This window comes from Kribbella qitaiheensis (genome assembly GCF_042657745.1).
Taxonomy (GTDB): Bacteria; Actinomycetota; Actinomycetes; order Propionibacteriales; family Kribbellaceae; genus Kribbella; species Kribbella qitaiheensis.
In genome coordinates, this window is the sequence record NZ_JBHSKE010000077.1 from 53,757 (window position 1) to 80,230 (window position 26,474).

The following is a 26,474-nucleotide window of genomic DNA, read 5'->3' on the forward strand; positions in this document are numbered from 1 at the left end:
CCGCCCAGCAGTGGCAGGGCTGGGGCACCGCGTTGAAACCCGCTCACGAACCAGTGGTTTGCGCCATGAAACCGCACTCCGACAAGGCAATTCTTGCTAGGATAGGCTCACAGCTATCCGCCTTGGAGGACTCGTGCAGACCAAATGTGAACGGTGCGGCAAGGAATTCAGCACCTACCCGTCACGACTCGCACGAGGCGAGGACCGCTTCTGCTCCCGCAAGTGCAGCAACCCCGCACGAGGGCGTAAGCGAGAGGAGAACGGCAACTGGTCCGGCGGCCGGTTCATCCGCAGCGACGGCTACGTCAGCGTCCGAGTGGACGGCCGAGACGCTCTTGAGCACCGTCACGTCATGGCAGGCGTGCTGGGCCGAACTCTCCGAAGCGACGAGCACGTCCACCACGTCAACGGCGACAAGCAGGACAACCGACCTCAGAACCTTGTCGTCCTGTCTGTCGAGGATCATGCAAAGCGTCACGGCGACGAGCATCCCCGAACCGGACTCATTGAGGTCGCTTGTCACGGCTGCGGACAACCTGTTCGCCGCTGGCGTTCTCAGCTCGCGCTCCACCCTCGCGCTTTCTGCGATCGAGCCTGCTACCGCAAGCACGCAGCCCTCACCCCGGGACGCAGCCGCAAGGGGTAACCGCCCCGCGTTCGAGCCGATCGTCGTCGGCCGCAAGCCGCTCGCGTCAACTCCGACAAACGTCCTCCAAATGGTAGAATTTGGCCTTAGAAATAAGGGCATCCAGGGGGAGATCCGGTGGACGAGAAGACCTGCAAACGGTGCGGCGACACGCGACCGTTCGACCAGTTCGTCTTCAACCCGAGCGCAGTCAACGGCGGCAACATCTGCCGCCCCTGCAGACGGAAGCGAGACGGCGAAGTCAAGGCAGCAAACCGTCAGAGATTCCGCGACGATCACTCCGCATGGCGAGAGGCCAACCGCGAGCACGTCAGGGCCTACAACCGACGCAAGGCCGCAGAACTCCGCGCCGAAATCCTCAGTGCCTACGGCGGGGCCTGCGCCTGCTGCGACGAGCGGACGCCCGACTTCCTCACGCTCGACCACATCGACGGCGGAGGAACCGCACACCGAAAGGCGACCTGGGGAAAGGTCTACCAGCAGGTCAAGCGTGAGGGATTCCCGCCCGACTATCGAGTCCTTTGCTGGAATTGCAACTGGGCTTACCGGCTCATGGGCGACTGTCCGCATCGACAGACTGGCGGACGGGACTTGCGTCTGGCCTGACGGCCTCCCCGAGTACGTCAAGGGCGGCCCGCTGACGGTCGCGGGCAACGTCCTGGAGCACGGCACCGGGGCACTCAACATCGACGCCGCGCGTGTTGAGTCCGGTGCCCGCCGCATGTGTGGCACGTCCGAGAAGGACGGCGACATCATGGGATTTGGGGCGCGCTCAGAGAGACACACGAGCGCGGGTCGGTGGCCGACGAACGTCGTACTGGACGAGTCGCAGGCCGCCGAACTCGACAAGCAGACCGGGTTGACCGTCTCTCGCATCGGCAGCCCGCGTGGCGCTGCTGCTGGTGAGGGCTGGGGCATGACCGCCACGGGTGCCGAGTACGACGATCAGGGCGGCGCGTCCCGCTTCTTCCCGACCTTCCACTACGAGGCCAAAGCCCCCACCTCCGAACGCCCCAGAGACGGCGAGACAGCCCACCCCACGGTGAAGCCGCTCGACCTGATGCGGTGGCTCGTACGCCTCGTCACCCCACCCGGCGGCACCGTCCTCGAGCCCTTCGCCGGCAGCGGCACCACCGCCGAGGCCTGCGTCATCGAAGGCTTCCAATGCATCGCGATCGAGCGGGAAGCCGACTACCTCCCGCTCATCGTCAACCGACTCTCCAAGCCGATCCAGATCGGCCTCAACTTCGAAGACGGCGTCAGCGCCTGACCGCCGAGCACCACCAAGACGCGAGGAGCGCCTGATGCCCTACCTGAACATGGACGACAACTTCGCCGACCACCCCAAAGTCGACGGGCTGTCCGATGGCGCCTTCCGGCTCCACGTCTCCGCCATGTGCTACGCCGCGAAACACAAGACCGACGGGGCGATCCCGCCCGAACGCATCCCGCGGCTCGTGCCCAGGTTCAAGCAGGCCCATGTCACCGAGCTGATCAAGGCCGGCCTGTGGGTCCAGCACGACGACGGCCAGAGGATCCACGACTACCTCGACTGGAACAAGTCGCGGGCCTGGTGGGAGAAGGAGAAGAAGGAGGGCGCCGAGCGGCAGCGGAAGTCCCGGGCGAGGCGGGAGCGCGAGCGGCTGGAAGCCGAGGAGACCGCCGCCGAGGAGCGTGCACGGGCCGCAGCGGAGGGCGATCCGTACGGCGACTCGGACCCCTATGACTAGCCGATGTCACGCCGTGACAAACGGCGTGACAGACCCCGTGACAACCACCGTGACAAACGGCGTTAGTCACGCCGTACGTACACCGTCAGTCACACCGACCAGACCTATAAGGGAAAACCCCCCCAGTGATCGTGGTCTTTTTGTACAGGTTTTGGGGGTCCGCTCGAATGACCGTTGATCAAAAAGCACAGGTCCGTAACGCACGCGAGGAGAAGCCAGTGAGCAACGAAAACGAGACCAAAACCGACACGGCCGAGGTGCTCAAGACGGCCGAGGAGTGGTGCCAGATCGAAGGCGTCCAGATCCTCGACGCTGACGGCTGGAGAGGCCGCGACGGGCGGGACTGGACCGACCCCATCTCGCTGGCCGAGTTCCAGGAGCGGCTCGCCACCTGCACGCAGCGCAGCCTCGCCACCCAGCCCGCCGGCCCGCACCACACCGGCACCCTCGACCTCACCGGCGAAGGGAACGCGCCCGAGCAGCCCGCGCTGAACATCCCCATCGCAGCGATCGAGGCCGTGACCAACGCCTTCTACGAGGATGGGCACAACATCCTCCACTGCAGCCCCGGCGAGGACATGTACGCGACTGCCCGCGCCGCTCTCACCGCCGCCCTGCCTGCCCTGCGCCGACAGATCGCCGAAGAGATCGCGGTGGCACTCGAGGCCGAGGCCCGGAGCGACTACGACGCAGCAGACGACCTGCGCTGGGCAGCCAACAAAGCCCGCGAGATCGGGGGCAAGGCATGAGCCTCGCCTTCCTCATCGGCCAAGTGTTCTGGGCCGTCGCGTTCACGCTCTCCATCGTCGAGATCCTCGGCCTACCCCGACGCCTCTTCTGCTCCTGCCGCGCCGAACTCCTCGCCGACCGGCACCTCAAATCCCGGTGGATGGGCACCATCGGCGCCTGCTATCTCGTCGTCGCCGTCATCAACGCCGGACGCGGCCACGCAATCGCCGGATCCGTGACGGGCGCCCTCGCCGCCTACTACCTGTGGCGCTGGTGGCGGCACACCAAGAACGGGCGCAAGAAGCTCAGGGACCGCGCCCTCGGTGTCGTCCGAGAGACTGCGGCTGGCCTGAAGGTCGTTCCGATGCCTGCAGGGGCGGCCTCATGACGACCGACGACATGACAACTCCAGCCGGTCCCACAGGACGTGACAAGCGCTACGAGATCTGCGGCGGCAAGAAGCGGCAAGGGGAGGGCGACTGCACCCGGCCTGCGGGCTGGGGCACGGACCATCCCGGCCTGGGAAAGTGCAAGTTGCACGGCGGCTCCACCCAGAACCACAAGACCGCGGCAGTCGCGACGCAGGCCCGCCGTGACGTGGTCCTGTTCGGTGGCCGCCGCGACATCCACCCCGCGGACGCGCTGCTCGAGTTGGTGCACTGGACGGCCGGCGAGGTCGACTACTGGCGGCACCGGGTGCAGCTCCTGGAGGAGCACGAGCTGACCTGGGGCGTGACGCGCATCAAGGACGGCGGCCAGGACACCGGCACGACGGAGGAGGCGAAGCCGAACATCGCTTACGTGATGTTGGTGGATGCGTCGAACCGGTTGGAGAAGTACTCCACGGCGGCGTTGAAGGCTGGTGTGGATGAGCGGCGGGTCCGGTTGGCGGAGCAGCAGGGGACGTTGCTGCACGGGATCCTGGTGGCCGTGTTGGGGGAGTTGGGGCATGACGTGGCGCCGGGGTCGGTTGCGGCGCAGGTGGTGTTGCGGCATATGGCTCCGGTGGTGGCCGCGATGGCTGAACTCGAAACGGGAGGGGCTGCATGACCGAGACGCCCGAATCCCGCGATGGGCTCATCATCCTCTGCGGGCCCCTCCGAGACTGCGCCGACCAGAACGTGAACCGGTGGCACTGCATGCGAGGCCATGACGGCGCACCCGCTGGAGTCTGCCCGCTGACCGCATGCGAGCGCCAAGGAGCCAACCGATGACAGACACCGTGGTTTGCAAGAGCACCCAACTCGGCGACGGGTGCGGCCATCCAGTGGGCGACCACATCGGCAACCGGACCACCCAGACCGAGTGCTGCTGCTGCACCCGCCGCCATAACGACATGGGGCACGTCCGGGACTGCCTGGACTGCGCGATCAAGCACGGCACTAAGGGGGACTCCGCGTGAGCGTTCACTACGCCGACGATCAGGTGACGCTGCACCACGGCGACGCGCTCGACATCCTGCGCACCCTGCCCGATGGGTCCGTGAACAGCTGCGTCACCTCGCCGCCTTACTTTGGGCTGCGCGACTACGGCGAGCCGGGGCAGTACGGGCTGGAGGCGTCGCCCGCCGAGTACGTCGAGACGATGCGCGCCCTGTTCGCCGAGGTGCGCCGCGTGCTCGCCGACGACGGCACACTGTGGCTCAACCTCGGGGACTCCTACAGCGTCCGGTGGGCGTCGCAACGGGACAGCGGTCGCCGGGGCCTGAATGGTGACGACGACACCCGCGACCGGTCGGGGGCCATCCGGCACGCGATCGCCGAGAAGAACCTGCTCGGAATTCCGTGGCGTGTGGCGTTCGCGCTACAGGATGACGGCTGGATCCTCCGCAACGCGGTCGTGTGGCACAAGCCGAACGCGATGCCGGAGTCAGTCACGGACCGGCTCTCCACGCGCTACGAGAGCGTGCTCCTGTTCAGCAAGTCGCGCCGGTATTGGTTCGACCTCGATGCGATCCGCGAGCCGCATGGCGATGAGCGGCACCGCAGCGGCGTCGGGAAGCTCCGCGGTGCGGAGGCCAAAGCGGCGGCATTCGATGAACACCGCGGACTCACGGCCGACAACAGCTACCACGCAGACGGCCGGAACCCGGGAGACGTGTGGACTATCGCGACCCGGCCGTTCAGCGAGGCGCACTTCGCGGTCATGCCTCCCGAACTGGCGGAGCGGTGCATCCTCGCGGGCTGCAAGCCGGGCGGGACGGTGCTCGACCCGTTCAGCGGCTCCGGCACCACCGGCATGGTTGCCCAACGCCACGGCCGCAAATACGTCGGCATCGACCTCAACGCCGACTACCTCGACCTCTCACTGCGGACACGCCTGCAGCAGGCAGCGCTGGATTTCACCGAGGAGACCGCCTCATGATTGATGATCGTTCCGAGTTCAGTGGCTCGAATGCTCTGTATGGCCCCGTGAGCGATCGGATCGGCTCTGCGTCCACGGGCACGCAAACACCTCTGAACGGCACAGAGGCGCTCAGCAGCGACGAGTGGCGGCAGGTACGAGCCGAACGCCCCACCACCGATCCGCGGTCCGCAGCCGCCCATGTGGCCGTTCCCCCGTCCGAGTGCCTCAACGGCTGCCAGCAGGGCACAGGCGACGCGCGGGGACCGGTCCTGTGCCAACCCGGCCAGTACCTGTGCAGCGACGACACCGACAAGAGGCGCTCCTGCCTGACCAAACTCGACGGATGGCTCCGCGACCTGCCAACCCTGTTCGGGCTCCTGCTCTGGGTCAAAGGCCACGGCACAGTCCCCGGCAACCCCGAGAACGCGCGCACCAAGCAACCCGACGCCCCGGCCCCGATGCGGCTCGAAGTGGTCGACCTCCTCGACCAGCGGCCCGGCTTCGGTGCCCTCGCCCTCCTCCACGGCTGGGCCGAACTCGTCCGTGAACAGCGCAACCAGCCGAGACACTGCACCTGCGGCCACCTTGCCCTCGGCCACCAACCCAACAGCGTCGTCGCCTGCACCGCGAAAACGTGCCGCTGCCACGCCTACCAGCCCATCGCACCGACTGTCGCGGCCGAGTGCAAGATGATCCTCGCCAATCTCGCCTACTGCACCGAACAGGCATGGGCCGGCGACCTGTACACCGAACTGAAAGACCTGAACCGGCAGCTCGCAGACACCGTCGGCGACTACCGTGCCCGGCCGGTCGGGAAGTGCGCGAAGCTCACCGACAAGCCGGGTGTGCCGGTGCAGGTGCTCTGCGGGGGAGCCCTTGTCATGGACCGCGAAGGACACGGCGTGACCTGCCTGACGTGCGGGACACACCACCGGGCCGACGAAGGGCTGCGCGAGTTGGGGCTGATCGTTGGCTCCCTGTTCCGCGATGATGGAACCACCACCGGCATCAGGAAGGCAGCATCGTGACAACCACCGTGACCATCGGCGCGAACGCGGAAATCTGGGACTCGCTCAGCATGCCCGACTACGAGGCGCTGCTCGAATGGTTCCGCGTCAACGGCATCGACCCGAAGGAGATCCGGTCTGACCGCCGGATCACCATCGCGGCCGGGGTCATCGACTGGTGGGGGATCAACCCTGTGGTGACCGGGTCAGAGGTCCTCGAAACGAGCTGGACATCGGGAGATCTTCCGGACGTGCACCTGAAGAGTCCGGTGGTCGAGGACATGGACGCTGGGCTCGCCGAGCGGGTGCATGCCGTGTATGTCGCGCGGGTCGAGAAGTACGCCGGTATCGCCGCCAAGGTGGCCGGTGCACATGCGGCAGCAGATGCAGCCGAGAAGGTCCGCAAGGACGCGGGACTACACCGCGAGGAGTGGAGGCCGTGACCCGAGCCAAGGCAGAATGGCATGCATGGGGGATCGACTGGGGACGACCTGTGAGTGCACGTGTGGCCTCGCCGGCTGCGCAGGGAACGTCCGCGACAAGCAGGGCCGCCCGATCCAGCACGGCACAGCGAACACCTACGGCTTCCACGGGTGCCGCTGCGGCGACTGCACCGAGGCGCACTACGCCAAGGACAGCCAGATGCGGGCGCGGAACAACTCCGCAACCCGGGAGGTGGCAGGCAAGCATCGCGAGGAGTGGACGAGCGCCGACCTGGAGATCGCGACCCGCCCCGACCTGACCGCTCGAGAGGCCGCGCTCAAGCTCGGCCGCACGATGCACGCGGTGAAGAACATCCGCAAGAAGGCCAAGGCGGATCCGAAGCTGAAGGCGCGTGTCGCCGCGAAGGGGAGGAAGCGATGACCGACCCGATCCTCGCGCACCGCTCCAAGCCGGGCGTCTTCTACCTCGCGTCGGAGAGCGTCGAGCAGGGGATGCGGTTCCAGGCCGGGGACGGTGCGCTGTATGAGATCGCGACCGAGCCGACCAAGTGGGGTGTCGCGTGGGTCGCTGACCTGCTGGTGATCGAAGGGGTCCGGGCAGGCGCGACCGTGCACCAGGCGATGCTGTACACGGGACGGAGAATGGACACATGAGCGACGACCGGCCAGTCCACGCGAGCTTCAAGACCAAGGGCCTGCCGCGCGAGTGGGAGGCGGCAGGCGACGGGCGCTGGATGCACGTCGGGCACGGTCACCCGTTCGCGGACACGATCGAGCAGGTTACGTGCAGCCGGTGCCTGTACTACATCGAACACGACGCCAAGTTTGCGGGCGCATTGCCGTGACCCGCAGGCGTAGCACGTACAGCATGCCCGGCAGCGGCGCCGGGGTCGACGACTTCCGCGCCAAGCTCGAACCCCGGCCCGATCCGGTCGACGACCTGTCCCGCTTCGTGCTGGACCGGATCCGCGAGGCCGAGACAGAGCCTGTCGCCGACCAGGTGCCGGAGCGGGCCATGGATCAGCCGATGGCGTACCGGTACGCCGGGTACGTGCGTAAGGACTGCGAGGTGTTCCGGAAGCTCATGGCGCTGTACGTCGAACCGTCCGCATCGCCCTCCGCGAAGCGTGCCCTGCGGCTGGCGGTCATGTCGCTCGCTGAGCGCTGGTCGGGCCACCCCGACTTCGACGACCGCTGGAGGATCGCGCAATGACGCCTGAAGCCAAGTACGACCCGATCAGGGTTGAGCAGGTGGCGCAGTGGCTGCGCGACGCCACCGCCCACTGTCCCGAGTGCGGCTCCGAAATGCACCCCTCCGAGGGCATCGCCCCGCCACGACTGGCGTGCTCCCGCCGCTCCTGCAGCGGAGAAGTACGGCCGCCAAGCGACCTCCGGTAACGCGAGCGAGCGCCCGACTGGCCGGCCGGGCGCTCGCAACGGTGTCACGCAGGGGTACTCACCACCACCCATGACACCAGCCCCACCGGGCCAGCACAAACGGGGACACGCATGAGCGAAGTGATCGAGCCGACGTTCGGCCGCCGCAACGACTTCCAGCCCGACAACCCACGCCACGTCCCAGCCGCGCTCGCAGCCGCCTACCTCGCCTACGTCGCGATGCCATTCGCCAGCGACCCGAAGACAGTCGTCACCGTGGACCTGATCCGGTCATGGGCGCACCGCGGCTACGTCCGCCGCGTCGGCACGCACCCCGTCACCCGTCACGCTCTGTACGACCTGGAAGACATCATGCGGCGCGCCCATGACAGAGGGCTACTTGCATCAGAATCAAGCGCCGTGTAATTCTTGTCGCGGCGCACTATGTCCACTGTTGCTTGACACATTGTCTCGTGACGCTTGACAGAGCGGCCCACAGAACATCCGCGCCGTCCCCATAGGCGCGGCCGGTCCCGCGGACTCGACCCCGCGGTTGACCACAGCGAAGGCCCCGGCTTCCCACCTGAGAGCCGGGGCCCTCGCATTCCCCCGACGCCCCGGGCCTGACACGCGCACGCGAAGCGGAAGGGACCGGGAGCAAGCCACCGAGCCCAAGGCGGCACCCATGGCCAGACACTCCCGCATCGACCGCGCCTGGTGGTGGCCCTGGAAGCCGAAGCCGCCCCGGCTGTACCCGCTCGTCGAGACCTGGGAGTCCTGCCGCACCCGGAGGTGAACGATGGCCGTCGCCTCAGCATTCGAGTTCGCCGCGCGCATGTTCGACGAGCCGGCCGAACCGGAGCAGGAGTTCGCCACCCCCGGCGAGCTGGCCAGAGCGATCGACCCCCACACCATCCAGACCCCCGCGCTCGACCTGATCGACGCGGCGCTCGTGGATGTCGAAGAGGGACGCTGCGACCGGCTGATCATCTCGATGCCGCCCCAGGAAGGTAAGTCGACCCGAGTCACCAAGATCGGGCCGCTGTGGGCGCTCATCCGCAACCCTGACCGGCGCATCGCAGTCGTGTCCTACGGCGCCGACCTCGCCGAGACGTTCGGCCGCGAGATCCGCCAGATGATCACCAGCAACCAAGGCCAGGACGGCACCCTCGACCTCGGCCTGCGCATCGCACCCGACAACGGGGCCGTGTCGTCGTGGCAGATCGCAGGCAAGCGCGGGGGAGTCCGGTCGATCGGCCTCGCGGGCGGCATCACTGGTCGCCCGGCTGACTGGCTGTTCATCGACGACCCGCTGTCCAACAGGGAGCAGGCCGAGTCGGAACGGTACCGGCAGCGCGCCAAAGACTTCTGGACCTCGACCGGATCGACCCGCCTCGCACCCGGTGCGCCCGTCGTGCTGATCCTCACCAGGTGGCATGAGCAAGACCTGGCCGGCTGGCTCCTCGGCCGTGAGGACGGCCACCGGTGGCGGGTCATCAACATCCCCGCGCAGGCTGACCATGACCCGAACGAGGGCGAGACCGACCCGCTTGGCCGTGAGCCCGGCGAGTACATGCAGTCCGCCCGCACCAACGAACGCACCGGCGAACCCCGCTCCGACGAAGAGTGGGAGCAGATCAAGATCCAGGCCGGCTCCCGCGACTGGGAAGCGCTGTACCAAGGCCGCCCGTCGCCCGTCGAGGGTGGCGCGTTCAAGCGGCAGTGGTGGGACGGCGAAGCAGGCGAGCGCCGCTACAGCGAAGCACCCTGGCTGGTCCGCCGCGACGGATCCCACATCGTCACCCACTACGACGAACTCATCATGTCGTGGGACATGGCGTTCAAAGACACCAAGTCGAGCGACTATGTCGTCGGCCAGGTCTGGATGCGCCGCGGCGCCGAAGCGTTCCTCCTCGACCAGGTGCACGACCGGATGGACTTCGTCACCACCTGCCAGCAGTTCCGTGAGCTCGCAGCGAAGTGGCCACAGGCCGTGCTGAAGCTCGTCGAGGACAAGGCGAACGGCACCGCGGTCATCAACTCGCTCCGGCTGGTCGTGCCCGGGATCGTCCCCGAAGAACCCCACGGGTCGAAGGTGGCGCGCGCGTCCGCTGTGTCACCGCTCGTTGAGGCAGGCAACGTGCACCTTCCGATCCCTGAGCTCGCGCCCTGGGTCGGTGGCCTGATCGAGGAAGCGGCCGCCTTTCCTAACGCCGCCAACGATGACCGCGTTGACGCCCTGTCGCAGGCGCTGAACCGCCTGATCCTCGCGCCGCTCCTCGCCGGCCAAGACCTCGAAGAACCCGACGAGTTCGACGAACTCGACACCGTCGGCCACGCCATCAGCCCGTACTAGCCCGGAGGAGGTGCCCGCATGTCGATGCCCATGGACTGGACTCAGCCGACGCTCGACGACGCGATCAGCGAGACCGCTGACCTGCGTGTCGTGCACCTCTCCGACCAGCTCGCTGCCCGCAGCAACGAACTCGAAGTCGTGAAGGAGTCCCTCGCCGACCTGGAGCTTGCGTTCGAGGACCGCGGCTGGGAACGCCTCTCGATGGACGCGAACAGGGACCTGTCGGCCGCTGGCCGGCGCCGGATCCGGGACCTGTGCCGCGTGATGAACATCGCGAACCCGCTGATCAAGCGCGGCCTCGGCCTCCGTGCCGCGTACGTGTGGGGTCAGGGCGTCACGATCACCGTTCGGGACCAGTCCGACGATGGGCAGGATGTCAACGCTGTCGTGCAGGCGTTCCTCGACGACCCCAGCAACAAGAAGACGTTCTCCGGGTCGCAGGCCCGTGAGGAGATGGAGCGGTCGCTCGGCACCGACGGCGAGGCTGCTGCTGCCCTGTTCACGAACCCGTTGACCGGGCGCGTGCAGGTCCGGTGGGTGCCGGTCGACGAGATCACCGAGATCATCTCCGACCCCGAAGACCAGGTCTCCCACTGGTACTACCGGCGCGAGTACACGGCGAAGACCGTCACCGCCGGCCGCCTGATCGAGCAGACATTGACCTCGTTCTACCCTGCGCTCGGCTACGAACCGCGAGGCATCGACCGGCCCCGCTTCATCGACGGCTACCCAGTCCTGTGGGACTCCCCAATCCGGATGCTGGCCGTGAACCGGCCGTCCGGGTCGATGCGCGGCATCCCGGACGCGTTCGCCGCTATCGCCTGGGCCCGCTCTTACAAAGAGTTCCTTGAGCAGTGGTCGGTGCTGATGAAGGCGCTGGCCCGGTTCGCGTGGCAGAAGAAGACTCGCGGCGACAAGGTGAAGCAGGTAGCGGCGAAGATCGCGTCCCGTGCTGGTACGTCTGTCGGTTCGGGTAACCCGGATGGTGTCGGCGCGACCGTGGTGAACACGGGCGACGAGACGCTTGAGGCGATCCCGAAGACCGGTGCGACGATCGACGCGGATTCCGGCCGGCCGCTGGCTGCGATGGCTGCGACTGCGCTCGAGCTGCCGGTGACGATGCTGCTCGGCGACCCCGGCGTGAACGGTGCGCGGGCGGTTGCGGAGACGCTGGACCAGCCGACCGAGCTCGGGTTCTGGATGCGCCGCAACCTGTGGTCGGAGTTCCAGACGGACATCATCAACCACGTCATCGACTGGGCTGTCCGGGCGCCGCAGGGCGAACTGGACGGGTCGGTGAAGCGTGAAGGCAACCGTGTCCTCGTCGAACTGCCCGACAACGACGACCGCACCGTGGACATCTCATGGCCCGAGTTCTCATCCATGCCGATCGACACGCTCGTCAAGGCGATCGTGGAGGCCGACACGACCGGGCTGCTCCCGCCGCTCGTCACGCTGCGGACCCTGCTCGGCGCGCTGAAGGTCGACAACGCCGACGAGATCCTCAACGAAGTCACGGACGAGGACGGGACGTTTATTGACCGGCGCGCCTCTGCCGGGCAGGCGGCGGCGGACGCGTTCCGGCGCGGTCAGGACCCGGCTGCCGCGCTGAACGGCGCTCCGGACCCAGAGTCCGACTCGACCGATCTCGCGCAGTGACGCTAGCCCCTGGCCGGTACTGCCTCGCCACCTGCTACTGCGGCGAGTGCCCCCACTGGAAGCCCCTGCCGACCCCGCGCGCTGATGTCGCGCGGGCCGATCAGCGCATCAACAAGACCTGGACCGAGCGGGAGGTGGAGACGTGGATCGACGCGATGTAGGAAGCGCTCGCATCATCCGCGGCAACGCACTCGCACTGCCACTGGCGGACGAGTCGGTCGATCTCGTCGTGACCTCTCCGCCCTACTTCGGGCTGCGGTCGTACCAAGACGCAGGCGAGCACTACGACGGCCAGATCGGCGCCGAGGCGACACCGGCCGAGTTCGTGGATGCGCTGATCGCTGCTACCCGCGAGATGGTGCGGGTGCTGAAGCCGTCCGGGTCGATCTGGGTCAACCTCGGCGATCGGTACGCAGGCAGCAGCGGCGGTGGCGGCTACTCCGACAAGTCGACACTCGCGGGCTTCACGAACCCGAACACCAAGGGTCGGCAGATGCAGGAGGAGCACGCCAAGACTCGGATCGTCGCAGGCGCCCCGACCAAGTCCCTCATCGGCGTGCCGTGGCGGTACGCGCTGCGCTGCATCGACGACCTCGGTCTGATCCTGCGGGCGGAGGTGATCTGGTCCAAGCCCAACGGCTTGCCGGAGTCGGTGACTGACCGGGTGCGCCGCAGCCACGAGACCTGGTTCCACTTCACCCGCTCGCCCCGGTACTACAGCGCCGTAGACGAGATCCGCGAGGCGTATCTGCCCCAAAGCGGAGGGCGCGACCAGTCCACCTACGGCTCGCAGCGGGAGCGGACGGTCGTTGGTGGCGGACCTCGGACCATCTCAGAGGCAAACCCGCTCGGCAAGCTCCCCGGGTCGGTCTGGACTGTGCCGACCCAGCCGCTCAGGGTCCCTGCCGAGCTGGGCATCGATCACTTCGCTGCGTTCCCGATGGAGTGGCCCCGCCGCATCATCAAGGGTTGGTCTCCGCTCGGGGGCGTTGTGCTCGACCCGTTCGGTGGGACCGGCACGACTGCCCTCGTGGCGAAGGCGCTCGGCCGCCAAGGAATCCACGTCGACATGTCCGCCGACTACTGCCGCCTAGCGACATGGCGGACCAACGACCCCGGCCAGATCGCGAAGGCGATGCAGGTCAAGCCCACCAAGGCGAAGAAGCCCGCCAAGCAGGTCGAAGGTCAGGTGTCGACGCTCGACCTGTTCGAAGACGGCATCAGTGCCTGATGGCCGTCACCAAGACGACCCTGCGCCTCACCGCGAAGCTCCGCGCCGACCTCCTCACCATCACCAACCAGCACGACCGGGCCCTCACCAAGGCCTGGGTCGATGCGTGGGACCTCGTCGCAGGTGACCTCGAGTTGGCGATCGCAAGGCTGATCATCGACGCCGACGAGGGCACCGTCACCCAGGCGCAGGCACTCCGGGCGTCACGGCTGCAGCAGGCGCTCGATGCGGTGTCGCGGGCGCTAGTGGCGCTCATCGAGGCTGCCGGGATCACAATCACCACCGACCTGCCCAAGGTCGTCCGGGAAGCCGGGGAGGCGCAGGCCGCGATCATCGGGTCTCAAGTCCCCAAGGATCAGCTCGACAACCTGGCCGGCTGGGACCGTGTCGACCCGGAGCAGATCGCCGCGATCGTGAAGCGCTCCACGGAACGGATCACGTCGCAACTGTGGCCGATCTCCGCCGAGGCTGACGCGGTCATCCGGCGCGAACTGGTCCGCGGGATCGCGTCGGGATCGAACCCGAGGCAGACCGCGGCCCGCATGATCAAGAACGCCGAGGGTGGGTTTAACGGGGGACTCACCCGGGCGCTCGTCATCAGCCGCACCGAGACGCTAGACGCGCACAGAGCGGCCGCCAAGGTGTCCCAGGAGGCCAACGCCGACGTGCTCGGCGGCTGGGTCTGGCTCACTGACCTCTCGCCCCGTACCTGCCCGGCCTGCCTTGGCATGTCCGGTACCGAACACCCGTTGAGCGAGCCAGGGCCGCAGGGACACCAGCAGTGCCGCTGCAGCCGGATGCCCCGCACGAAGACATGGGCCGAGCTTGGCTTCGAGGACATGGACGAACCCGGCCCGGTCACGCCTGACGCGGGGGAGTGGTTCGCGCAGCAGGACGAGAAGACGCAGCGCAGCATCCTCGGCGCCGGCCGGTACGAGGCATGGAAGCGCGGCGACTACCCGATGGACAACTGGGCCGTCCGCAAGCAGAACCCGGACTGGCGCCCGAGCTACGTCACGTCGCCGCTCGCTTCCTGATCCACCACCAAAACCCCACGACGCCCGACCCAGGGAGGTCACGCATGTCCCGCAAGAGCCTCACTGAGGACGGCACGCTCGGCAAAGTCACCGAGGCCAAAGCCGACGGCAGCTACAAGATCCAGGTTATTAGTCCTGGGCTTGGCAGCTCTGGGTGGTACTCGCCGCAGGTGCTCGAGGCTGCCGCGAAGGCGAAGGTGTGGCCGAAGGGGACGCATGTCTACTTTGACCACCCGACCGCCACTGAGGACGAGGAGCGCCCCGCCCGGTCCGTGAAAGATCTGGCTGCGGTACTCACCGAGGACGCCAGTTGGAACGGCAGTGCGCTCGTCGCGGCCATCAAGCCCGCTGGCCTCGGGAAGACCGTCCTCGAGAACGACACGTTCCGCTCCGCTGTCGGCGTCTCTGTCCGCGCATCCGCTGAGGGTGAGGTTGGCGAGGTCGCTGGCAAGAGGGTCTGGGTGGTCAAGGAGATCTTCCCCGACACCTTCAACTCGGTCGACATCGTGACCCATGCGGGACGTGGAGGAGTCATCCTCGAGTCCGCCCGCAAGGCGCAGGTCGAAGAGGCGGGCGAGCTGGACTCGGATCGCCGCGACAAGTTCCGCAACGCAGTCCGTGACGCGCACGCCTCCGAAGGTGTCGACGTGTGGGTCGAGGACTACGACGACACGGTCGTCTACTGGGACCGCTGGGGCGGCGAAGACCCCGGCACCTTCTCCCAGACGTACACGGAGACCGACGGAGCCGTCGAACTGACCGGCGACCCGGTCCAGGTCCGCGTCAAGCGCACCTACGTCCCCATCGACGGCGAGCCCACTGCCGCTGCCGTCGCGGAAACCACCACCCCCATCGTCCCGGTCCACCCGGCCGGGCAGTCCACCACCATCAAGGAGCACACCATGCCCGAAATCGAGGAGGGCGCCACGGTCACCGTCAAGGAGACCCGGATGCGCCAGCTCGAAGCGGACGCCGGCCGGGTGCCGATGCTCGAGTCTGAGCTCGCCACCGAGAAGGCTCGCGCCGACAAGGCCGAGACCGACCTGAAGATCGCCGAAGCCCGCGACTACGCCCGCGAGTTCGGTTCGACCCGGGTCAAGGACGCGAACAGCGAACTCGCGTCGCCGATCGTCGACAAGATCGTCAACGAGGCGATGCGCGACATCACCCTCGGCGAAGACGGACGGCTCGACACCGACGCGTTCGGCGCGAAGGTCGACGAGGCCCGCAAGGCCGAGGAGACCTACCTCGCGTCCATCGCCGAGAACGTCGGCTCCGTCCGCGGCCTCGGTGAGGCCAAGGACAAGAAGGTCGTCGAGGCGGCCGTCGTCACCGACACGGTCTCCAACGTGTTCGGCATCAACCGGAAGGGGGCGTGACCCATGGCCACCAATGAGGTCTTCAAGAGGGGCGACTGGATCGACCTGCCCGTCGCATCCGGCGTCGTGTCCGGCGCCCCCGTCGTCGTCGGCGAACTGGTCGGCGTAGCGCAGACCACCCGCGACGCTGACGGCACCGCGTCCGTCGCCCTGGCCGGAGTGTTCAACCTGTCGGTCACCGGCATCACCGCCGTCGGCACCCCGATCTACATCACCGGTGCGGGCGCCCTCGTCATCACCTCGACCGGCAACCGGCTGTTCGGTCACGCGCTGGCCGTCAAGACCGCCGGTGCCGCCGTCATCCCTGTCCGCCTCGTGGGCAACGCCAACGGCCCCGCGGCCTGAGAAGGAGATACACCATGACCATCACCATCGACCCGGTCGAGGTTGTCTCCGGACAGGCCGCGAACGACACGGTCGCCGAGTCGTCCGGGCGGCGCCTCCGTGGCCGCTACTCCAACGAACGGCTCCACGAGGGCGCGGTCCTCATGGGCCGTGTCTTCGACGGGTCCCGGCGCGCGATGCTGGAGCTCGAAGAGGCCATGTCCACCAGTGACTTCGCCGGCCTGTTCGGCGCCGTCATGGACCACGCGCTGCTGCAGGCCTACGAGGTCGAGCCGCAGGTGTGGTCGCAGTTCGCGGCCCGCCGCGTCCTGAAGGACTTCAAGGTCGCGACCCTGCACGACATCCTCGGCGGCCGGGCGATCCTGCCCGAGGTGGCGGAGCTGACCGAGTACCCGGCCCGCCCGGTGACCGAGACGCCCTACACCCTGCGCGTCGGCAAGCGCGGTGCGCGCATCTCCCTGTCGTGGGAGACGTTCGTCAACGACGACCTCGACGCGTTCAAGGACCTGCCGAACCGGCTGGCCCAGGCCGCCCGCAACACCGAGGACTACCTCGCGACCGGCGCCATCGAGGTCGCGGGTGCCCCGAACCCGGCGTTCTTCACGTCCGGCAACGGCAACCTCATGGCCTCCGGCACGACCTCGGCGCTCAGCGTGGAGTCGCTCACCACGGCCATCACCGCGCTGAGCAACGTCCGCGACTCCGAGGGCCTGCCGGTCCTGGTGTCGTCCGTGGTCCTGGTGGTTCCGCCCGCGCTGCAGATCACGGCGCAGAAGATCCTCAACGCGACCGAGCTGCGCTACGTGGACGCCACCACGAACCGCACGATGATCACCACGAACATCCTCGCTGGGGCGGTTCGTCTGGTCACCAACCGGTGGCTCACCAACGCCACCGCCTGGTACCTGCTGCCCGACCCGAACGCCGGTACCCGCTTCTCGGTGGGCCTCGGGTTCCTCCGTGGCCACGAGGTGCCGGACCTGCGCATCAAGTCGGACGGCGGTTCGCGTGTCGGCGGCGGCGAGGTCGCCCCGACCGAGGGCTCCTTCGACATCGACGACGTGCAGTACCGGGTGCGTCACGTCATCGGTGCGGCCACGGCCGACCCGAAGGGCACGTGGGCGTCGCCGGGCGCGTGACGCCTGATGACTCAACTGCCCCTGATCACGACTGAGCAGAGGCTCATGGCGCAGATCTCCGGCCAGCTCGACGAGCAGAACACTCTGCTCCGGAAGCTGGTCGGGGCTCTCGCTCCGGAGCCGCCCGCCGACCCGGAGCCTGGGGTTGCTCCGGACGAGAAGCCGACGCCCAAGGCGCCGGCCAAGAAGGCCGCGACCCGCAAGAAGGTCACGGGCCAGTAGCTGGGTGTCGGGGCGTCAACCCGCGGAGAACCGGTGCAGCACCACCATCACAGAACCGTGGGAAGGCGTGCCGGGGAGGCCCTGGCCGGGTCAAAGGCTGGGCTCGCACCGGGCCCCTTCCTAACCTCCCTGCAATGGCGCGTCCTGCGCCCCGACACCACACCCCTGCAACATGCGAGGAGCCTCGCCGTGACGATCCAGACAGCGACACAGAAGAACCGGCTGGCCACCGCGTATGGGGCAGCGGGCGGCGGAGCTACCCACGCCGCTCTCTACACCACGGCACCCGGCGGCACTGCAGGCACCGAGCCGTCCGGCGGTTCCCCGGCCTACGCCCGCAAGGCGATCACGTGGGGCTCGCCGACGAACGGTGTCATGACCGCGACCGTCACGTTCGACGTGCCCACCGGTACGACGATCGTCGGCGCCGGGGTCCATGACGCGATCACTGCAGGGAACTACCTCGACGGTGCCGCTGTGACATCGCAGGCGTTCGCGTCGCAAGGCACCTACGCGCTGACCCTGACCTACACCCAGACCTGATTCACCGAACGCCTGTCGGGGGTGCGGTATGGCGCTGCTCTACGCCTACAGTTTCGATGAGGCCAGCGGCAACATCCTCGATGCTTCCGGCAACGGCAGGGACACGGTCTTCGGCGGCTCACTGTCCCGATCGGCGTCCGGGCACACCAGCAAGGGCATCACACAGACCTCGCCCGCGGCCGACTCGGCCGGCCCGTCGATCACCGGATTGCAGACCGCGAACTGCACCCTCATGGGTTGGGTCTTCCGGACCGACAACTCGGTCATCGGGTGGTTCGGGGAGATCAAGTCCGGCGGATCAGGCAACCGGGGCATCCTGCTCGGCCTGTCCGGCAATGTGGGATTCCGGTGCAGGAACTCAGGCGGTACGCCTCAGACCCCTAGTGTCGCCCAACCTGCCATCAACGGCTGGTGGCATGTCGCCGGGACCTGGGACGGCGCGAATGTCAAGCTGTTCATCAATGGAACTCAGGTCGCCAGTACCGCGCTGACGGGGACTCCCCACACCAGCGGTACCGGCAGCCACCTGATGGACACCCTCGGGGCTGAGACGATCCTCGACGACGTGCGGTACTACGACACCGCACTCGACGCGGCGACCATCACCACGCTGATGGGTACGCCGGTTTCCTCCGGCGCGTCGTTCTCCGGCAACGTCGCACTGTCCGGCAGTGGCACCCTCACCAACGCGGGCACGCCTGCGGTCACCGGCAGCCGAGCCCTGTCAGGCAACGGCACCCTCGCGAACGCTGGCAGCCCTGCAGTGAGCGGCAGCCGGAGCCTCTCCGGCGCCGGGACGCTCGCAGCGGCAGGCAGCCCAGCCGTCGCGCGCACCGCAGCCCTCACCGGCAGCGGCACCCTGACCGGCATCGCCACCGTCACAACCGCCGGTAGCGCCGCGCTCTCCGGGGCGGGATCGCTCACCGCGACCGGCACCCCCGGCCACACCGGAACCGCTGGCCTCTCCGGGGCCGGTTCACTGACCGCCGCCGGACAGCCAATGCTTCCCGGCAACCTGTCGCTGTCCGGCGGTGGACTGCTCCTCCTGTCCCACGGAGACAACTACGCCGGCGCGATCAACCTCGCCGGCGCAGGCGCGCTCGCCTCGAGCGGGACACCCGCCACCCTCGGCACCTTGAGCCTGGTCGGCTCAGGGAGCCTCGCCGCGACCGGAGCGCCCGCGCACCGAGGCGTCGCACAGTTCAGCGGCAACGGCACGCTCGCCAAGGCCGGATCCCACGGGCCCGCAGTACAGCCGGTGCTGACGGCAACCAACACCCCGTCCAGCGGCCTCACACCGAACCCCAAGCCTCACCTCGTCCCGTCGAACGCCCCATCGAGCCAACTGGAGGTGAGTCATGGCGTATGACGTCGGCGATATCGCCCTGTTCAGCCTCACCGTCGACCCGCACGACGGCACAACCGCCGCGACCGTCACAGTCCGGGCACCCGACGGGACCGAGACACCCGCCACCCCGACCCCATCCGGCGGCGGCGCGACATGGACCGTGCAGGTCCCGCTCACCGCAGCAGGGACCTGGTACATCGGCTGGACCGTCACCGGCACCGGCGCAGGCACCCAATGGGACACCGCCGACGCCGACCCTGCACCGCCCCCGTCCGAAGACCAGGGCGACGTGCGGCTCCTGATCGCCGACACCGACCCTGGCAACCGGATCTTCTCGACGCAGCAGATCGCCCGGTTCCTCGCCATGAACGGCGACTCCGTGAAGCGCGCCGCCGCCCAGGCGTTGGATGCGATCGCCGGCAACGAGGCGATGGTCTCCAAGAAGATCCGCACCCAGGATCTCTCCACTGACGGGCCCGCTGTCGCCGCTGCACTGCGCGCCCAGGCGGCCGAGTTGCGCCGGCAAGCCGACCAAGGTGAAGGCGACAGCGAGGCGTCCGGCTTCGAGATCGTCGAGTACGAGCCTTACCGGTGCAGGGCTGAGCTCACCGAGGGCTGGTACTGATGCCGTTCCCCGGCTCCCGGGTCATCCCGGCCGGCTGGGAGGCGCGCCACCGGCCCGTCCTCGCCACGACCCGCACAGCGACGATCACGTTCAAACGGCTCTCCGGCGCACCGGTGTTCGATCCCGAAACGGGCACGACGACGCAGCCGATGACCACAGTCTACTCCGGGACCTGCCGAATCCAGGCGCTCACCGACGACCGGGTCGTCGAGGCAGGCGCACAGAACATCTCGCTCCGCCGCTACCGGGTCTCGCTCGAGGTCGAGGCGATCGACCTCCAGGTGGACGACGTAGGAACCGTCGACACGGCTGACGATCCGAGCTTCGTCGGACGCGGGCTGCGAGTCACCAGCGTCGAACGCGGCTCGCTCCTGTTCGAGCGGGATCTGATCTGCACCGATTCCCTGGAGGCCTGATGCACTTCGACGTCTCCGAACTGCGGGACCTGGAGCGCGATCTCGAGAAGGGCGCAGCGAAGGTCGCCAAGACCGCGCCGCTCGTGGTGAAGAAGTCGGTGCTGGACATCGAGGCAGACGCCAAGATCAACGCGCCCGTCGACACCGGCAACCTGGAGAGCTCGATCTCCAGCGACATCGACGGCCTGTCAGGCGAGTGCGGGCCGACGGCCAGCTACGGAGGTTTCGTAGAGGGGGGCACGAGTCGCATGGCTGCCCAGCCGTACATGGGTCCCGCGTTCGAGAAGCATGTCCCCGCGTTCGAGGCTGCGCTGGGCAAGGTCGCGGAGAAGATCCTGTGACGCCGCTGCCCACGGTGACGCCGGTCGCCGACGCCACATACGCGCTCCTGCAGGCGATCGAGCACCTCAACGTGTACGACACCGAACTCCCCACGGACCCGCCGCTCGACCCGGACGGCCGCGTCCACCCCTACGCCGTGTTCTTCCCCAGCGGCGGCAACGCCTTCGGGGACCGCCTCAACGACGCACCAACCGAACTCAGGTGGGGCTGCCGGATCCTGTTCGTCGGCGGCGACAAGACCCGCGCCCTGTGGGCGCTCGACAAGATCCGCGCCGCACTCACGGGCAAACGCCCCACCGGTGGAGCCCGGCTCAAGGAAGTACTCGACGACGTCACCATCCGCACCGAAACCGACGTCGTCCCCTCCCGGACCTCCGGGTCAATCCTCTACCGACTCCACGTCTAGGAGCCCAGCCATGCCCGAACCCGTACGCGTCCGCGACAACGTCACCAAGCACGAGTACTCCACCTACGGCGTCTACGAGGGACTCACCGTCCTCGACGAGCCGGCAGTCGACGTGCACGGCGACCTCCTGCCGCCGAAGTACCCGGCCGACAAGCCCACCACCGGCCCCAAGGCCACCTCGAAGGAGTCCTGACATGGTCGTCACCATCCCCACCGGCGTGAAGGCCGAAGGCAACCTCAAGGTGTCCTACGTCCCCACGATCGCCGTCGTCACCGCGCCCACCACCGTCGAGGTCAACGCCGCCGGCTCGCTCGACATCAGCTTCTTTCTGACCGCGGGCAACTTCAAGCCGTCCGGTGAGCAGGCCCGCGGCGACGACCGGCGCGTCGGGTCGAAGCAGACGTTCGAGGTGCTGGGTCGGGAGAAGTCGTCGATCGACGACCTGATCTACATCGCCGACCCGCAGGCCGCTGCCGCAGCCCCGGGCAACAAGGCGATGGAGATCTTCCAGCAGAACGTCGCCGGGTTCCTCGTGGTCCGGTACGGCCTGGATGCCGAGACGGTCGACTTCGCGGCGGCGCAGAAGGTCGACGTGTGGCCGATCATCTTCGGCGCGCAGAACAAGGTCCCGCTGGACGAGAACGACGAGTTCGCGAAGATCCGGATCGTCCAGGCGGTCGCGGTGACCGGGATCGTCCGCAAGCAGATCGCGCTGACCTGATCCGTCCCACATGCGGGGGCGGCTGATACCGGGCTCGGGTCAGCCGCCCCCTTCTCTCTGCGCCGAGCCCACCGAGCCCTGTACCACCCCGAGCCCAGGAGTGCCCCATGCCCGATCACGAAGCACTGCAGGCGTTGCTGCAGGACCGGAAGTCACCGAAGGGCGGCCGCGCGACGCGCCGCATGGACATCTGCCTGTCCGCGCCCTTGTCGATGACCCTCGCCCTCGCCGAACAGGATCTCGCCGGCATCGAAGCCGAGATCGCGCTGGCCGAGGCCACCGCCGACAGGCGCGCTGGCGGCACCGTCGCAATCGACCCCGACCTCACCAAGCGGAAGAAGGCCGCCGAGAAGGCAGTCACCGACGCCGAGGCCGCCGTCGACGCCGCGTCCGTCACCGTCACCTTCACCGCGATGAAGGCCAACGACTACGACGAGCTCCTCAAGAAGCACCCGCCGCGCGAAGGCAATGAGATCGACGCGCAGGACGACCGCAACAACCAGACCTTCCCCGACGCGCTGATGTTCGCATCCGCGACGAAGGTCCAGGATGCCGACGGCAACATCGTCGACATGGACATCCCCGAACTCCTCGGCACCCTGTCCAACGGTGAACGGATCATCGCCTGCCAGGCCGCCATGTCGGTCAATGACAGGGCGTTGAGTGTCCCTTTCTCCGACGCCAACTCGCGCAGTCGCCGGCGAAGCGGCAGCAGCTCGAGCAGGCGATAGCCCACGGGGTCTCCCTGCGCCGCCTCCTCGGCTGGGAGCCCCGCACGTTCTACTACTACGACAACGACGGCAGGCTGCTCTACACGCAGCCCGAACCCGAGTTCGACGACAACGACCGGGACCACCTGACCGCCCTGGCGCAGGTGAAGGCGAACGAGTGCCCGAAGTGCGGCGGCCCGCTCGACCAGACGACCGACACCGAGCACGTGTCGTGGCACGTCACCTACGACGAATGCAACCGCTGCGAAACCGTCGCCTACACCCAAGCCAAGAAAGACCACGGCGCGAACGACAGCGACGCCCGCAAGCAGGCAGCCCCGGCCGGTCGGCTGTGGAGAGCCACCGCAGTACCGAACCCCTGAGCCGGAAGGTGCGCCATGGTTGATCGCAGCGTGCGGGTACGGCTCGAAGCCGACATCTCCGACTTCGTCTCCGACATCGGCGTCAAGGCCGTCGCTGCGGTCAAGAAGCTTGAGGGTGCGGCCACCAAAGCCGACGTGACCCTGAAGAAGACCGCAACGGGCGGCAAGGCGCTCGGTGATGAGGTCGCCGCCGGCACCAAGCGAGCGTCCGACGAACTCGGCAAGCTCGCCGACACCGCCGACAAGGCGATGTCCACGGCGGGCGCGAAGGCCAGGAAGACCGCTTCCAGCGAGTTCGCGAAGGCTGGCGCGGAAGCGTCCGAGTCGTTCGACAAGGAGACGAAGAAGCGTTTCCCCAAGTCCGGCGACGAGTCCGGCAAGTCGTTCGGGTCAGGGTTCAAGAAGTGGCTCAGGGGTGAAGGCGGCGGCCTGTTCGCCGAGATCGGCAAGTCGGGCGGGTCTGTTTTCGGGTCCGGTTTCCTCGGCGCGCTCAAGACCCCGGTCCTGGGGCCGCTGCTGATCGCTGCCCTAACTGCCGCTGTCGCGGTTGCGCTGCCCGCGGTGGGTGCGATCGCTGCCTCTGGCCTCGTCGCCGGTTTCGGCGCGGGGCTCGCCGGGCTCGGCATCCTGTTCGCCGCGAAGTCCGAAGCGGTCGGCAAGAAGTGGCAGACGACGCTCGCCGGGATGGGCGCGGACATGCGGCTGTTCTCCAAGCCGTACGAGGCGACCCTGATCCACGCTGCGGACGTCGCTGACCGCGTGTTCGGCAAGTTCAAGCCCTCATTGCAGGCCGCGTTCAAGGAGACCGCGCCGGTGGTGTCCGAGTTCGTGGACGAGGTCGGCGCCGCTCTGGAGGAGCTCCAGCCGGCCGTACGCCCGCTGTCGGAGGCGTTCCAGGCCGTCCTGCGGTCCCTGGGTCCGGCGATGCAGTCCGCTCTGCGTAACGTGTCGCAGGGCCTGCAGGATCTGGCCGAGTCAGTGGAGAAGAACCCGGACGGGCTGGCCGATCTGGTCGACGGCATGGGGCGCCTGACTAAGAACGGGCTCGACCTCGTGACGCAGCTGAACAACATCAACGGCGCGTTCGAGCGGTTCACCGGTGGCCTGTCGCTGGTGGATCTGGCGCTCGGTGACGCGAACTCGAACATCGGCAAGTTCGTCGGGTTCGTGAAGGACTCGATCAACCCGCTGTCCGGCGTCACCAAGGGCCTCGGTCTGTTCAAGGGGTCATCGGACAAGGCGAACGAGTCTGTGGCGATCACCGCGGAGACGACGCAGCTGTGGACGCAGGGACTCAGCGCGGCGGAACTGGCGGCGATGGGTGTCGGTGCAGCGGCCGATGGCACGGCGCCGAAGGTCGAGACGCTGGGGACGAAGTTCGAACGCCAGGCGCTCGCCACCCAGAAATCGAACGACGCGCTGTTCCGGAACTCGGGTCTGCTGCTGACCCTGTCGGGTGCGTCGATCGGCTACGAGGAAGCCGTCGACCGGGCGACCGCTTCGGTGAAGGAGAACGGGAAGAACCTCGACATCTCCACCGAGAAGGGCCGCAACAACCAGCGTGCCTTGGACGATCTCGTCGCCTCGACGAACTCGAAGGTCGAGGCGCAGCGGAACAGCAACCAGGGCGAAGTCGTGGCCGCGAGAACCATGGAGGCTGGGAAGAAGTCGTGGATCGACCATGCCGTCCAGATGGGGAAGAACAGGAAGGTCGCCGAAGGACTGGCAGACGATCTCTTCAAGATCCCGAACGTGACGCGCACCGCGAAGCTGAACGCGAACAAGAAGGATCTCGAGGACAAGATCGCCGCGGCCAAGAAGGAGCTGGACAACCCGAAGGGCGTCACCAAGGCACGGTCGGCCAAGCTCAAGGCCGACATCAAGAACGCGCAGGACGGTATCGCCGAGGTGAACCGGCTGCTGAACGGCTTGCCGCCGAGCAGGACTGTCAACGTCACCGTCAACACGTACCGGAACATGATCGAGACGACGATCGACCGCGGCCTGGTCGCATCCGGCAAAGGTGTCCCGAAGGCCGACGGCGGGTTCCACCCTGGCGGGTTCCCGTCCTACGCGGACGGGAAGCTCCCGTCGCAGGCGATGGTGGCCGCAGGCAAGGGCGCCGGGCTCGTCCAGTGGGCCGAGCAGGAGACCGGGGGAGAAGCGTTCATCCCGCTTGCCCCGTCGAAGCGTGACCGGTCGACGCAGATCCTCGGCCAGGTCGCCAACGAGTTCGGCATGGGCCTGGTCCAGTCGTTCGCCGACGGCACCCGGAACCGGCAGGAGTTCATCACCGCCCCGACCGCCGACCCGAACCGGTACGTCGGCAGCCTCGCAGGCGGAGGCGGCGCAGCGCCCCGGGTGGTGCGGGAGATCCACAACCACCAGCACATCACCTTCAACGGAACCTCGATGGACGAGGCCGACCTGATCGCACAGCGCGCCAACGCGAAGGCCGAACTCATGAACAGGGGTTACTGATGCCGTTCCCCGACGAGAACGAGTTCACCTTCTCCACCGGCATCAGCCTCAACACCGGCCCCAACGCGGACGGCGTCGTCATGACGTGCGCGTCCCTCGACGGCTGGGGGTCGCCCGGATCGAAGGGCGGCGGCCAGTCGCGGGAAGGCGCACACGGTGAGTCGCCGGCGCCGAACCCGAAACTGCAGGCACGCACGCTTCAGCTGTCGGGCCGGATCGAGGCACCGACGATCCTGTTGCGTCAGCAGGCCGAGCACACGCTGCAGGCGGCGCTCTCCCTGGACCTGTTCGACCTGACAGTGGTCGACGGGATCCCGCTGACGGTCCGTGCGCAACGGGCGGGGGACGTCTCCAGGGTCGACGACACGGACACGCAGGTGACGTGGCAGGCCGAACTCCGCTGCCCGGACCCGCTCAGGTACGGCGTAGCGAAGACCCTCACCCTGAACCTGCCTTCGGTGACGGGCGGCATGCAGTTCCCGATGCGGTTCCCGCTCCGCTTCACCGGCTCCACCATCACCGGAGACGGCGACGCGGTCAACGACGGCAACGAGACCGCGCCCACCGTCCTCACCTTCACTGGGCCACTTGGTACGCCGCGCATCACGAACACGGCGACCGGCCAGTGGATCCAGTACAACGACACGCTCGCCGACGGCGAGTACGTCGTCCTGTACCTGAAGGCCCCGCTCGTCGCGCTACTGCAGGGCACCGCGCTGCGCACCGGGAAGGTCTCGACCGGCGGCGGCGGCACCTGGGGCATCAAGCCCGGCACCAACCCGATCGCCTTCCGCGCCGCCTCAGGCACCGGCACCGCCCTCCTCGAGTGGGCTGATTCGTTCCAGTAGGGAG

Annotated in this window: 37 protein-coding genes; all 37 read left to right on the plus strand. The window is 67.9% G+C overall.

The annotated features are described in order from the left end of the window. Positions 1-352: 352 nt before the first annotated feature. On the plus strand, positions 353-646 hold the full coding sequence (locus ACFPJ1_RS40580) for an HNH endonuclease (protein WP_380111798.1): 294 nt from the start codon (positions 353-355) through the stop codon (positions 644-646). A gap of 916 nt (positions 647-1,562) precedes the next feature. Continuing rightward, positions 1,563-1,916 carry a DNA methyltransferase gene (locus ACFPJ1_RS40585; RefSeq protein WP_380111799.1) on the plus strand — a complete coding sequence of 118 codons (354 nt, stop codon included), beginning with the start codon at positions 1,563-1,565 and terminating at the stop codon, positions 1,914-1,916. Positions 1,917-1,950: 34 nt separating this feature from the next. Further along, a complete protein-coding gene (locus tag ACFPJ1_RS40590) occupies positions 1,951-2,376 on the plus strand; it encodes a hypothetical protein (protein WP_380111711.1) in 426 nt (141 codons plus the stop codon). Between the two features lie 218 nt (positions 2,377-2,594). After that, the gene (locus tag ACFPJ1_RS40595; protein WP_380111712.1) at positions 2,595-3,125 is read left to right on the plus strand and encodes a hypothetical protein; all 531 of its coding nucleotides are present in this window, start codon (positions 2,595-2,597) and stop codon (positions 3,123-3,125) included. Beyond that, complete coding sequence (locus ACFPJ1_RS40600) at positions 3,122-3,493, plus strand: hypothetical protein (RefSeq protein ID WP_380111713.1); 372 nt, start codon at positions 3,122-3,124, stop codon at positions 3,491-3,493. Before ACFPJ1_RS40595 ends, ACFPJ1_RS40600 begins: the two co-directional genes overlap by 4 nt. Continuing rightward, a complete protein-coding gene (locus ACFPJ1_RS40605; RefSeq protein ID WP_380111715.1) occupies positions 3,490-4,155 on the plus strand; it encodes a hypothetical protein in 666 nt (221 codons plus the stop codon). Before ACFPJ1_RS40600 ends, ACFPJ1_RS40605 begins: the two co-directional genes overlap by 4 nt. A gap of 160 nt (positions 4,156-4,315) precedes the next feature. Beyond that, positions 4,316-4,507, plus strand: a complete 192-nt coding sequence (locus ACFPJ1_RS40610) for a hypothetical protein (protein WP_380111716.1) — start codon at positions 4,316-4,318, stop codon at positions 4,505-4,507. Then, on the plus strand, positions 4,504-5,469 hold the full coding sequence (locus ACFPJ1_RS40615; RefSeq protein WP_380111717.1) for a DNA-methyltransferase: 966 nt from the start codon (positions 4,504-4,506) through the stop codon (positions 5,467-5,469). Before ACFPJ1_RS40610 ends, ACFPJ1_RS40615 begins: the two co-directional genes overlap by 4 nt. A gap of 47 nt (positions 5,470-5,516) precedes the next feature. Continuing rightward, positions 5,517-6,479: a hypothetical protein gene (locus tag ACFPJ1_RS40620; protein WP_380111718.1), complete on the plus strand. Its 963-nt coding sequence runs from the start codon at positions 5,517-5,519 to the stop codon at positions 6,477-6,479. Next, positions 6,476-6,901: a hypothetical protein gene (locus tag ACFPJ1_RS40625; protein WP_380111719.1), complete on the plus strand. Its 426-nt coding sequence runs from the start codon at positions 6,476-6,478 to the stop codon at positions 6,899-6,901. The genes ACFPJ1_RS40620 and ACFPJ1_RS40625 overlap by 4 nt, the downstream gene beginning before the upstream one ends. Before the next feature lie 25 nt (positions 6,902-6,926). Then, positions 6,927-7,322: a hypothetical protein gene (locus ACFPJ1_RS40630; RefSeq protein ID WP_380111720.1), complete on the plus strand. Its 396-nt coding sequence runs from the start codon at positions 6,927-6,929 to the stop codon at positions 7,320-7,322. Further along, complete coding sequence (locus ACFPJ1_RS40635; protein ID WP_380111721.1) at positions 7,319-7,555, plus strand: hypothetical protein; 237 nt, start codon at positions 7,319-7,321, stop codon at positions 7,553-7,555. The genes ACFPJ1_RS40630 and ACFPJ1_RS40635 overlap by 4 nt, the downstream gene beginning before the upstream one ends. Further along, positions 7,552-7,746 (plus strand): hypothetical protein, encoded by a 195-nt coding sequence (locus tag ACFPJ1_RS40640; RefSeq protein ID WP_380111722.1) that lies wholly within the window; start codon positions 7,552-7,554, stop codon positions 7,744-7,746. Before ACFPJ1_RS40635 ends, ACFPJ1_RS40640 begins: the two co-directional genes overlap by 4 nt. Positions 7,747-7,769: 23 nt before the next feature. Further along, on the plus strand, positions 7,770-8,114 hold the full coding sequence (locus ACFPJ1_RS40645) for a hypothetical protein (RefSeq protein ID WP_380111723.1): 345 nt from the start codon (positions 7,770-7,772) through the stop codon (positions 8,112-8,114). Then, positions 8,111-8,299: a hypothetical protein gene (locus ACFPJ1_RS40650; protein WP_380111724.1), complete on the plus strand. Its 189-nt coding sequence runs from the start codon at positions 8,111-8,113 to the stop codon at positions 8,297-8,299. The genes ACFPJ1_RS40645 and ACFPJ1_RS40650 overlap by 4 nt, the downstream gene beginning before the upstream one ends. A 111-nt stretch (positions 8,300-8,410) precedes the next feature. Beyond that, positions 8,411-8,704, plus strand: a complete 294-nt coding sequence (locus ACFPJ1_RS40655) for a hypothetical protein (protein WP_380111725.1) — start codon at positions 8,411-8,413, stop codon at positions 8,702-8,704. A 373-nt stretch (positions 8,705-9,077) separates the two neighbouring features. After that, positions 9,078-10,634 carry a phage terminase large subunit gene (gene terL / locus ACFPJ1_RS40660; RefSeq protein WP_380111726.1) on the plus strand — a complete coding sequence of 519 codons (1,557 nt, stop codon included), beginning with the start codon at positions 9,078-9,080 and terminating at the stop codon, positions 10,632-10,634. An 18-nt stretch (positions 10,635-10,652) separates the two neighbouring features. Continuing rightward, positions 10,653-12,293 (plus strand): hypothetical protein, encoded by a 1,641-nt coding sequence (locus tag ACFPJ1_RS40665; RefSeq protein ID WP_380111727.1) that lies wholly within the window; start codon positions 10,653-10,655, stop codon positions 12,291-12,293. Then, positions 12,290-12,454 (plus strand): hypothetical protein, encoded by a 165-nt coding sequence (locus ACFPJ1_RS40670; RefSeq protein ID WP_380111728.1) that lies wholly within the window; start codon positions 12,290-12,292, stop codon positions 12,452-12,454. The genes ACFPJ1_RS40665 and ACFPJ1_RS40670 overlap by 4 nt, the downstream gene beginning before the upstream one ends. After that, positions 12,436-13,524, plus strand: a complete 1,089-nt coding sequence (locus ACFPJ1_RS40675) for a DNA-methyltransferase (protein ID WP_380111729.1) — start codon at positions 12,436-12,438, stop codon at positions 13,522-13,524. Before ACFPJ1_RS40670 ends, ACFPJ1_RS40675 begins: the two co-directional genes overlap by 19 nt. After that, positions 13,524-14,561, plus strand: a complete 1,038-nt coding sequence (locus ACFPJ1_RS40680; protein WP_380111730.1) for a phage minor head protein — start codon at positions 13,524-13,526, stop codon at positions 14,559-14,561. Before ACFPJ1_RS40675 ends, ACFPJ1_RS40680 begins: the two co-directional genes overlap by 1 nt. A 44-nt stretch (positions 14,562-14,605) precedes the next feature. After that, entirely contained in the window at positions 14,606-15,940 is a 1,335-nt protein-coding gene (locus tag ACFPJ1_RS40685) for a hypothetical protein (protein ID WP_380111732.1), read from the plus strand. A gap of 3 nt (positions 15,941-15,943) precedes the next feature. Next, positions 15,944-16,285 (plus strand): capsid cement protein, encoded by a 342-nt coding sequence (locus ACFPJ1_RS40690; RefSeq protein WP_380111733.1) that lies wholly within the window; start codon positions 15,944-15,946, stop codon positions 16,283-16,285. A 14-nt stretch (positions 16,286-16,299) separates the two neighbouring features. After that, on the plus strand, positions 16,300-17,424 hold the full coding sequence (locus tag ACFPJ1_RS40695) for a phage major capsid protein (protein ID WP_380111734.1): 1,125 nt from the start codon (positions 16,300-16,302) through the stop codon (positions 17,422-17,424). Positions 17,425-17,469: 45 nt separating this feature from the next. Further along, positions 17,470-17,646 (plus strand): hypothetical protein, encoded by a 177-nt coding sequence (locus ACFPJ1_RS40700; protein ID WP_380111735.1) that lies wholly within the window; start codon positions 17,470-17,472, stop codon positions 17,644-17,646. 189 nt (positions 17,647-17,835) lie between these two features. After that, on the plus strand, positions 17,836-18,189 hold the full coding sequence (locus tag ACFPJ1_RS40705; RefSeq protein WP_380111736.1) for a phage tail fiber protein: 354 nt from the start codon (positions 17,836-17,838) through the stop codon (positions 18,187-18,189). A gap of 28 nt (positions 18,190-18,217) precedes the next feature. Beyond that, positions 18,218-19,558: a LamG-like jellyroll fold domain-containing protein gene (locus ACFPJ1_RS40710; protein WP_380111737.1), complete on the plus strand. Its 1,341-nt coding sequence runs from the start codon at positions 18,218-18,220 to the stop codon at positions 19,556-19,558. Continuing rightward, positions 19,548-20,162 carry a copper resistance CopC family protein gene (locus tag ACFPJ1_RS40715; protein WP_380111738.1) on the plus strand — a complete coding sequence of 205 codons (615 nt, stop codon included), beginning with the start codon at positions 19,548-19,550 and terminating at the stop codon, positions 20,160-20,162. Before ACFPJ1_RS40710 ends, ACFPJ1_RS40715 begins: the two co-directional genes overlap by 11 nt. Beyond that, positions 20,162-20,578 (plus strand): DUF6093 family protein, encoded by a 417-nt coding sequence (locus ACFPJ1_RS40720; protein WP_380111739.1) that lies wholly within the window; start codon positions 20,162-20,164, stop codon positions 20,576-20,578. Before ACFPJ1_RS40715 ends, ACFPJ1_RS40720 begins: the two co-directional genes overlap by 1 nt. Beyond that, the gene (locus ACFPJ1_RS40725) at positions 20,578-20,919 is read left to right on the plus strand and encodes an HK97-gp10 family putative phage morphogenesis protein (RefSeq protein WP_380111740.1); all 342 of its coding nucleotides are present in this window, start codon (positions 20,578-20,580) and stop codon (positions 20,917-20,919) included. The genes ACFPJ1_RS40720 and ACFPJ1_RS40725 overlap by 1 nt, the downstream gene beginning before the upstream one ends. Next, the gene (locus tag ACFPJ1_RS40730) at positions 20,916-21,326 is read left to right on the plus strand and encodes a hypothetical protein (protein WP_380111741.1); all 411 of its coding nucleotides are present in this window, start codon (positions 20,916-20,918) and stop codon (positions 21,324-21,326) included. Before ACFPJ1_RS40725 ends, ACFPJ1_RS40730 begins: the two co-directional genes overlap by 4 nt. Positions 21,327-21,336: 10 nt before the next feature. Next, positions 21,337-21,519: a hypothetical protein gene (locus ACFPJ1_RS40735; RefSeq protein WP_380111742.1), complete on the plus strand. Its 183-nt coding sequence runs from the start codon at positions 21,337-21,339 to the stop codon at positions 21,517-21,519. Position 21,520: 1 nt separating this feature from the next. Continuing rightward, a complete protein-coding gene (locus ACFPJ1_RS40740; protein ID WP_380111743.1) occupies positions 21,521-22,048 on the plus strand; it encodes a phage tail tube protein in 528 nt (175 codons plus the stop codon). Between the two features lie 107 nt (positions 22,049-22,155). Beyond that, a complete protein-coding gene (locus ACFPJ1_RS40745; RefSeq protein WP_380111744.1) occupies positions 22,156-22,779 on the plus strand; it encodes a hypothetical protein in 624 nt (207 codons plus the stop codon). A gap of 143 nt (positions 22,780-22,922) precedes the next feature. After that, the gene (locus ACFPJ1_RS40750) at positions 22,923-23,141 is read left to right on the plus strand and encodes a hypothetical protein (protein ID WP_380111745.1); all 219 of its coding nucleotides are present in this window, start codon (positions 22,923-22,925) and stop codon (positions 23,139-23,141) included. 15 nt (positions 23,142-23,156) lie between these two features. Next, positions 23,157-25,622, plus strand: a complete 2,466-nt coding sequence (locus ACFPJ1_RS40755; protein WP_380111746.1) for a hypothetical protein — start codon at positions 23,157-23,159, stop codon at positions 25,620-25,622. Then, a complete protein-coding gene (locus ACFPJ1_RS40760) occupies positions 25,622-26,470 on the plus strand; it encodes a phage tail family protein (RefSeq protein ID WP_380111747.1) in 849 nt (282 codons plus the stop codon). The genes ACFPJ1_RS40755 and ACFPJ1_RS40760 overlap by 1 nt, the downstream gene beginning before the upstream one ends. Positions 26,471-26,474 lie beyond the last annotated feature (4 nt).

Coding starts and splice junctions, on each gene's coding strand:
- ACFPJ1_RS40580 (WP_380111798.1), top strand. CDS start 353: ATGGCAGGCGTGCTGGGCCGAACTCTCCGAAGCGACGAGCACGTCCAC.
- ACFPJ1_RS40585 (WP_380111799.1), top strand. CDS start 1,563: ATGACCGCCACGGGTGCCGAGTACGACGATCAGGGCGGCGCGTCCCGC.
- ACFPJ1_RS40590 (WP_380111711.1), top strand. CDS start 1,951: ATGCCCTACCTGAACATGGACGACAACTTCGCCGACCACCCCAAAGTC.
- ACFPJ1_RS40600 (WP_380111713.1), top strand. CDS start 3,122: ATGAGCCTCGCCTTCCTCATCGGCCAAGTGTTCTGGGCCGTCGCGTTC.
- ACFPJ1_RS40605 (WP_380111715.1), top strand. CDS start 3,490: ATGACGACCGACGACATGACAACTCCAGCCGGTCCCACAGGACGTGAC.
- ACFPJ1_RS40610 (WP_380111716.1), top strand. CDS start 4,316: ATGACAGACACCGTGGTTTGCAAGAGCACCCAACTCGGCGACGGGTGC.
- ACFPJ1_RS40630 (WP_380111720.1), top strand. CDS start 6,927: ATGGGGGATCGACTGGGGACGACCTGTGAGTGCACGTGTGGCCTCGCC.
- ACFPJ1_RS40635 (WP_380111721.1), top strand. CDS start 7,319: ATGACCGACCCGATCCTCGCGCACCGCTCCAAGCCGGGCGTCTTCTAC.
- ACFPJ1_RS40640 (WP_380111722.1), top strand. CDS start 7,552: ATGAGCGACGACCGGCCAGTCCACGCGAGCTTCAAGACCAAGGGCCTG.
- ACFPJ1_RS40645 (WP_380111723.1), top strand. CDS start 7,770: ATGCCCGGCAGCGGCGCCGGGGTCGACGACTTCCGCGCCAAGCTCGAA.
- ACFPJ1_RS40650 (WP_380111724.1), top strand. CDS start 8,111: ATGACGCCTGAAGCCAAGTACGACCCGATCAGGGTTGAGCAGGTGGCG.
- ACFPJ1_RS40655 (WP_380111725.1), top strand. CDS start 8,411: ATGAGCGAAGTGATCGAGCCGACGTTCGGCCGCCGCAACGACTTCCAG.
- terL (WP_380111726.1), top strand. CDS start 9,078: ATGGCCGTCGCCTCAGCATTCGAGTTCGCCGCGCGCATGTTCGACGAG.
- ACFPJ1_RS40665 (WP_380111727.1), top strand. CDS start 10,653: ATGTCGATGCCCATGGACTGGACTCAGCCGACGCTCGACGACGCGATC.
- ACFPJ1_RS40680 (WP_380111730.1), top strand. CDS start 13,524: ATGGCCGTCACCAAGACGACCCTGCGCCTCACCGCGAAGCTCCGCGCC.
- ACFPJ1_RS40685 (WP_380111732.1), top strand. CDS start 14,606: ATGTCCCGCAAGAGCCTCACTGAGGACGGCACGCTCGGCAAAGTCACC.
- ACFPJ1_RS40690 (WP_380111733.1), top strand. CDS start 15,944: ATGGCCACCAATGAGGTCTTCAAGAGGGGCGACTGGATCGACCTGCCC.
- ACFPJ1_RS40695 (WP_380111734.1), top strand. CDS start 16,300: ATGACCATCACCATCGACCCGGTCGAGGTTGTCTCCGGACAGGCCGCG.
- ACFPJ1_RS40700 (WP_380111735.1), top strand. CDS start 17,470: ATGGCGCAGATCTCCGGCCAGCTCGACGAGCAGAACACTCTGCTCCGG.
- ACFPJ1_RS40710 (WP_380111737.1), top strand. CDS start 18,218: ATGGCGCTGCTCTACGCCTACAGTTTCGATGAGGCCAGCGGCAACATC.
- ACFPJ1_RS40715 (WP_380111738.1), top strand. CDS start 19,548: ATGGCGTATGACGTCGGCGATATCGCCCTGTTCAGCCTCACCGTCGAC.
- ACFPJ1_RS40720 (WP_380111739.1), top strand. CDS start 20,162: ATGCCGTTCCCCGGCTCCCGGGTCATCCCGGCCGGCTGGGAGGCGCGC.
- ACFPJ1_RS40725 (WP_380111740.1), top strand. CDS start 20,578: ATGCACTTCGACGTCTCCGAACTGCGGGACCTGGAGCGCGATCTCGAG.
- ACFPJ1_RS40735 (WP_380111742.1), top strand. CDS start 21,337: ATGCCCGAACCCGTACGCGTCCGCGACAACGTCACCAAGCACGAGTAC.
- ACFPJ1_RS40740 (WP_380111743.1), top strand. CDS start 21,521: ATGGTCGTCACCATCCCCACCGGCGTGAAGGCCGAAGGCAACCTCAAG.
- ACFPJ1_RS40745 (WP_380111744.1), top strand. CDS start 22,156: ATGCCCGATCACGAAGCACTGCAGGCGTTGCTGCAGGACCGGAAGTCA.
- ACFPJ1_RS40755 (WP_380111746.1), top strand. CDS start 23,157: ATGGTTGATCGCAGCGTGCGGGTACGGCTCGAAGCCGACATCTCCGAC.
- ACFPJ1_RS40760 (WP_380111747.1), top strand. CDS start 25,622: ATGCCGTTCCCCGACGAGAACGAGTTCACCTTCTCCACCGGCATCAGC.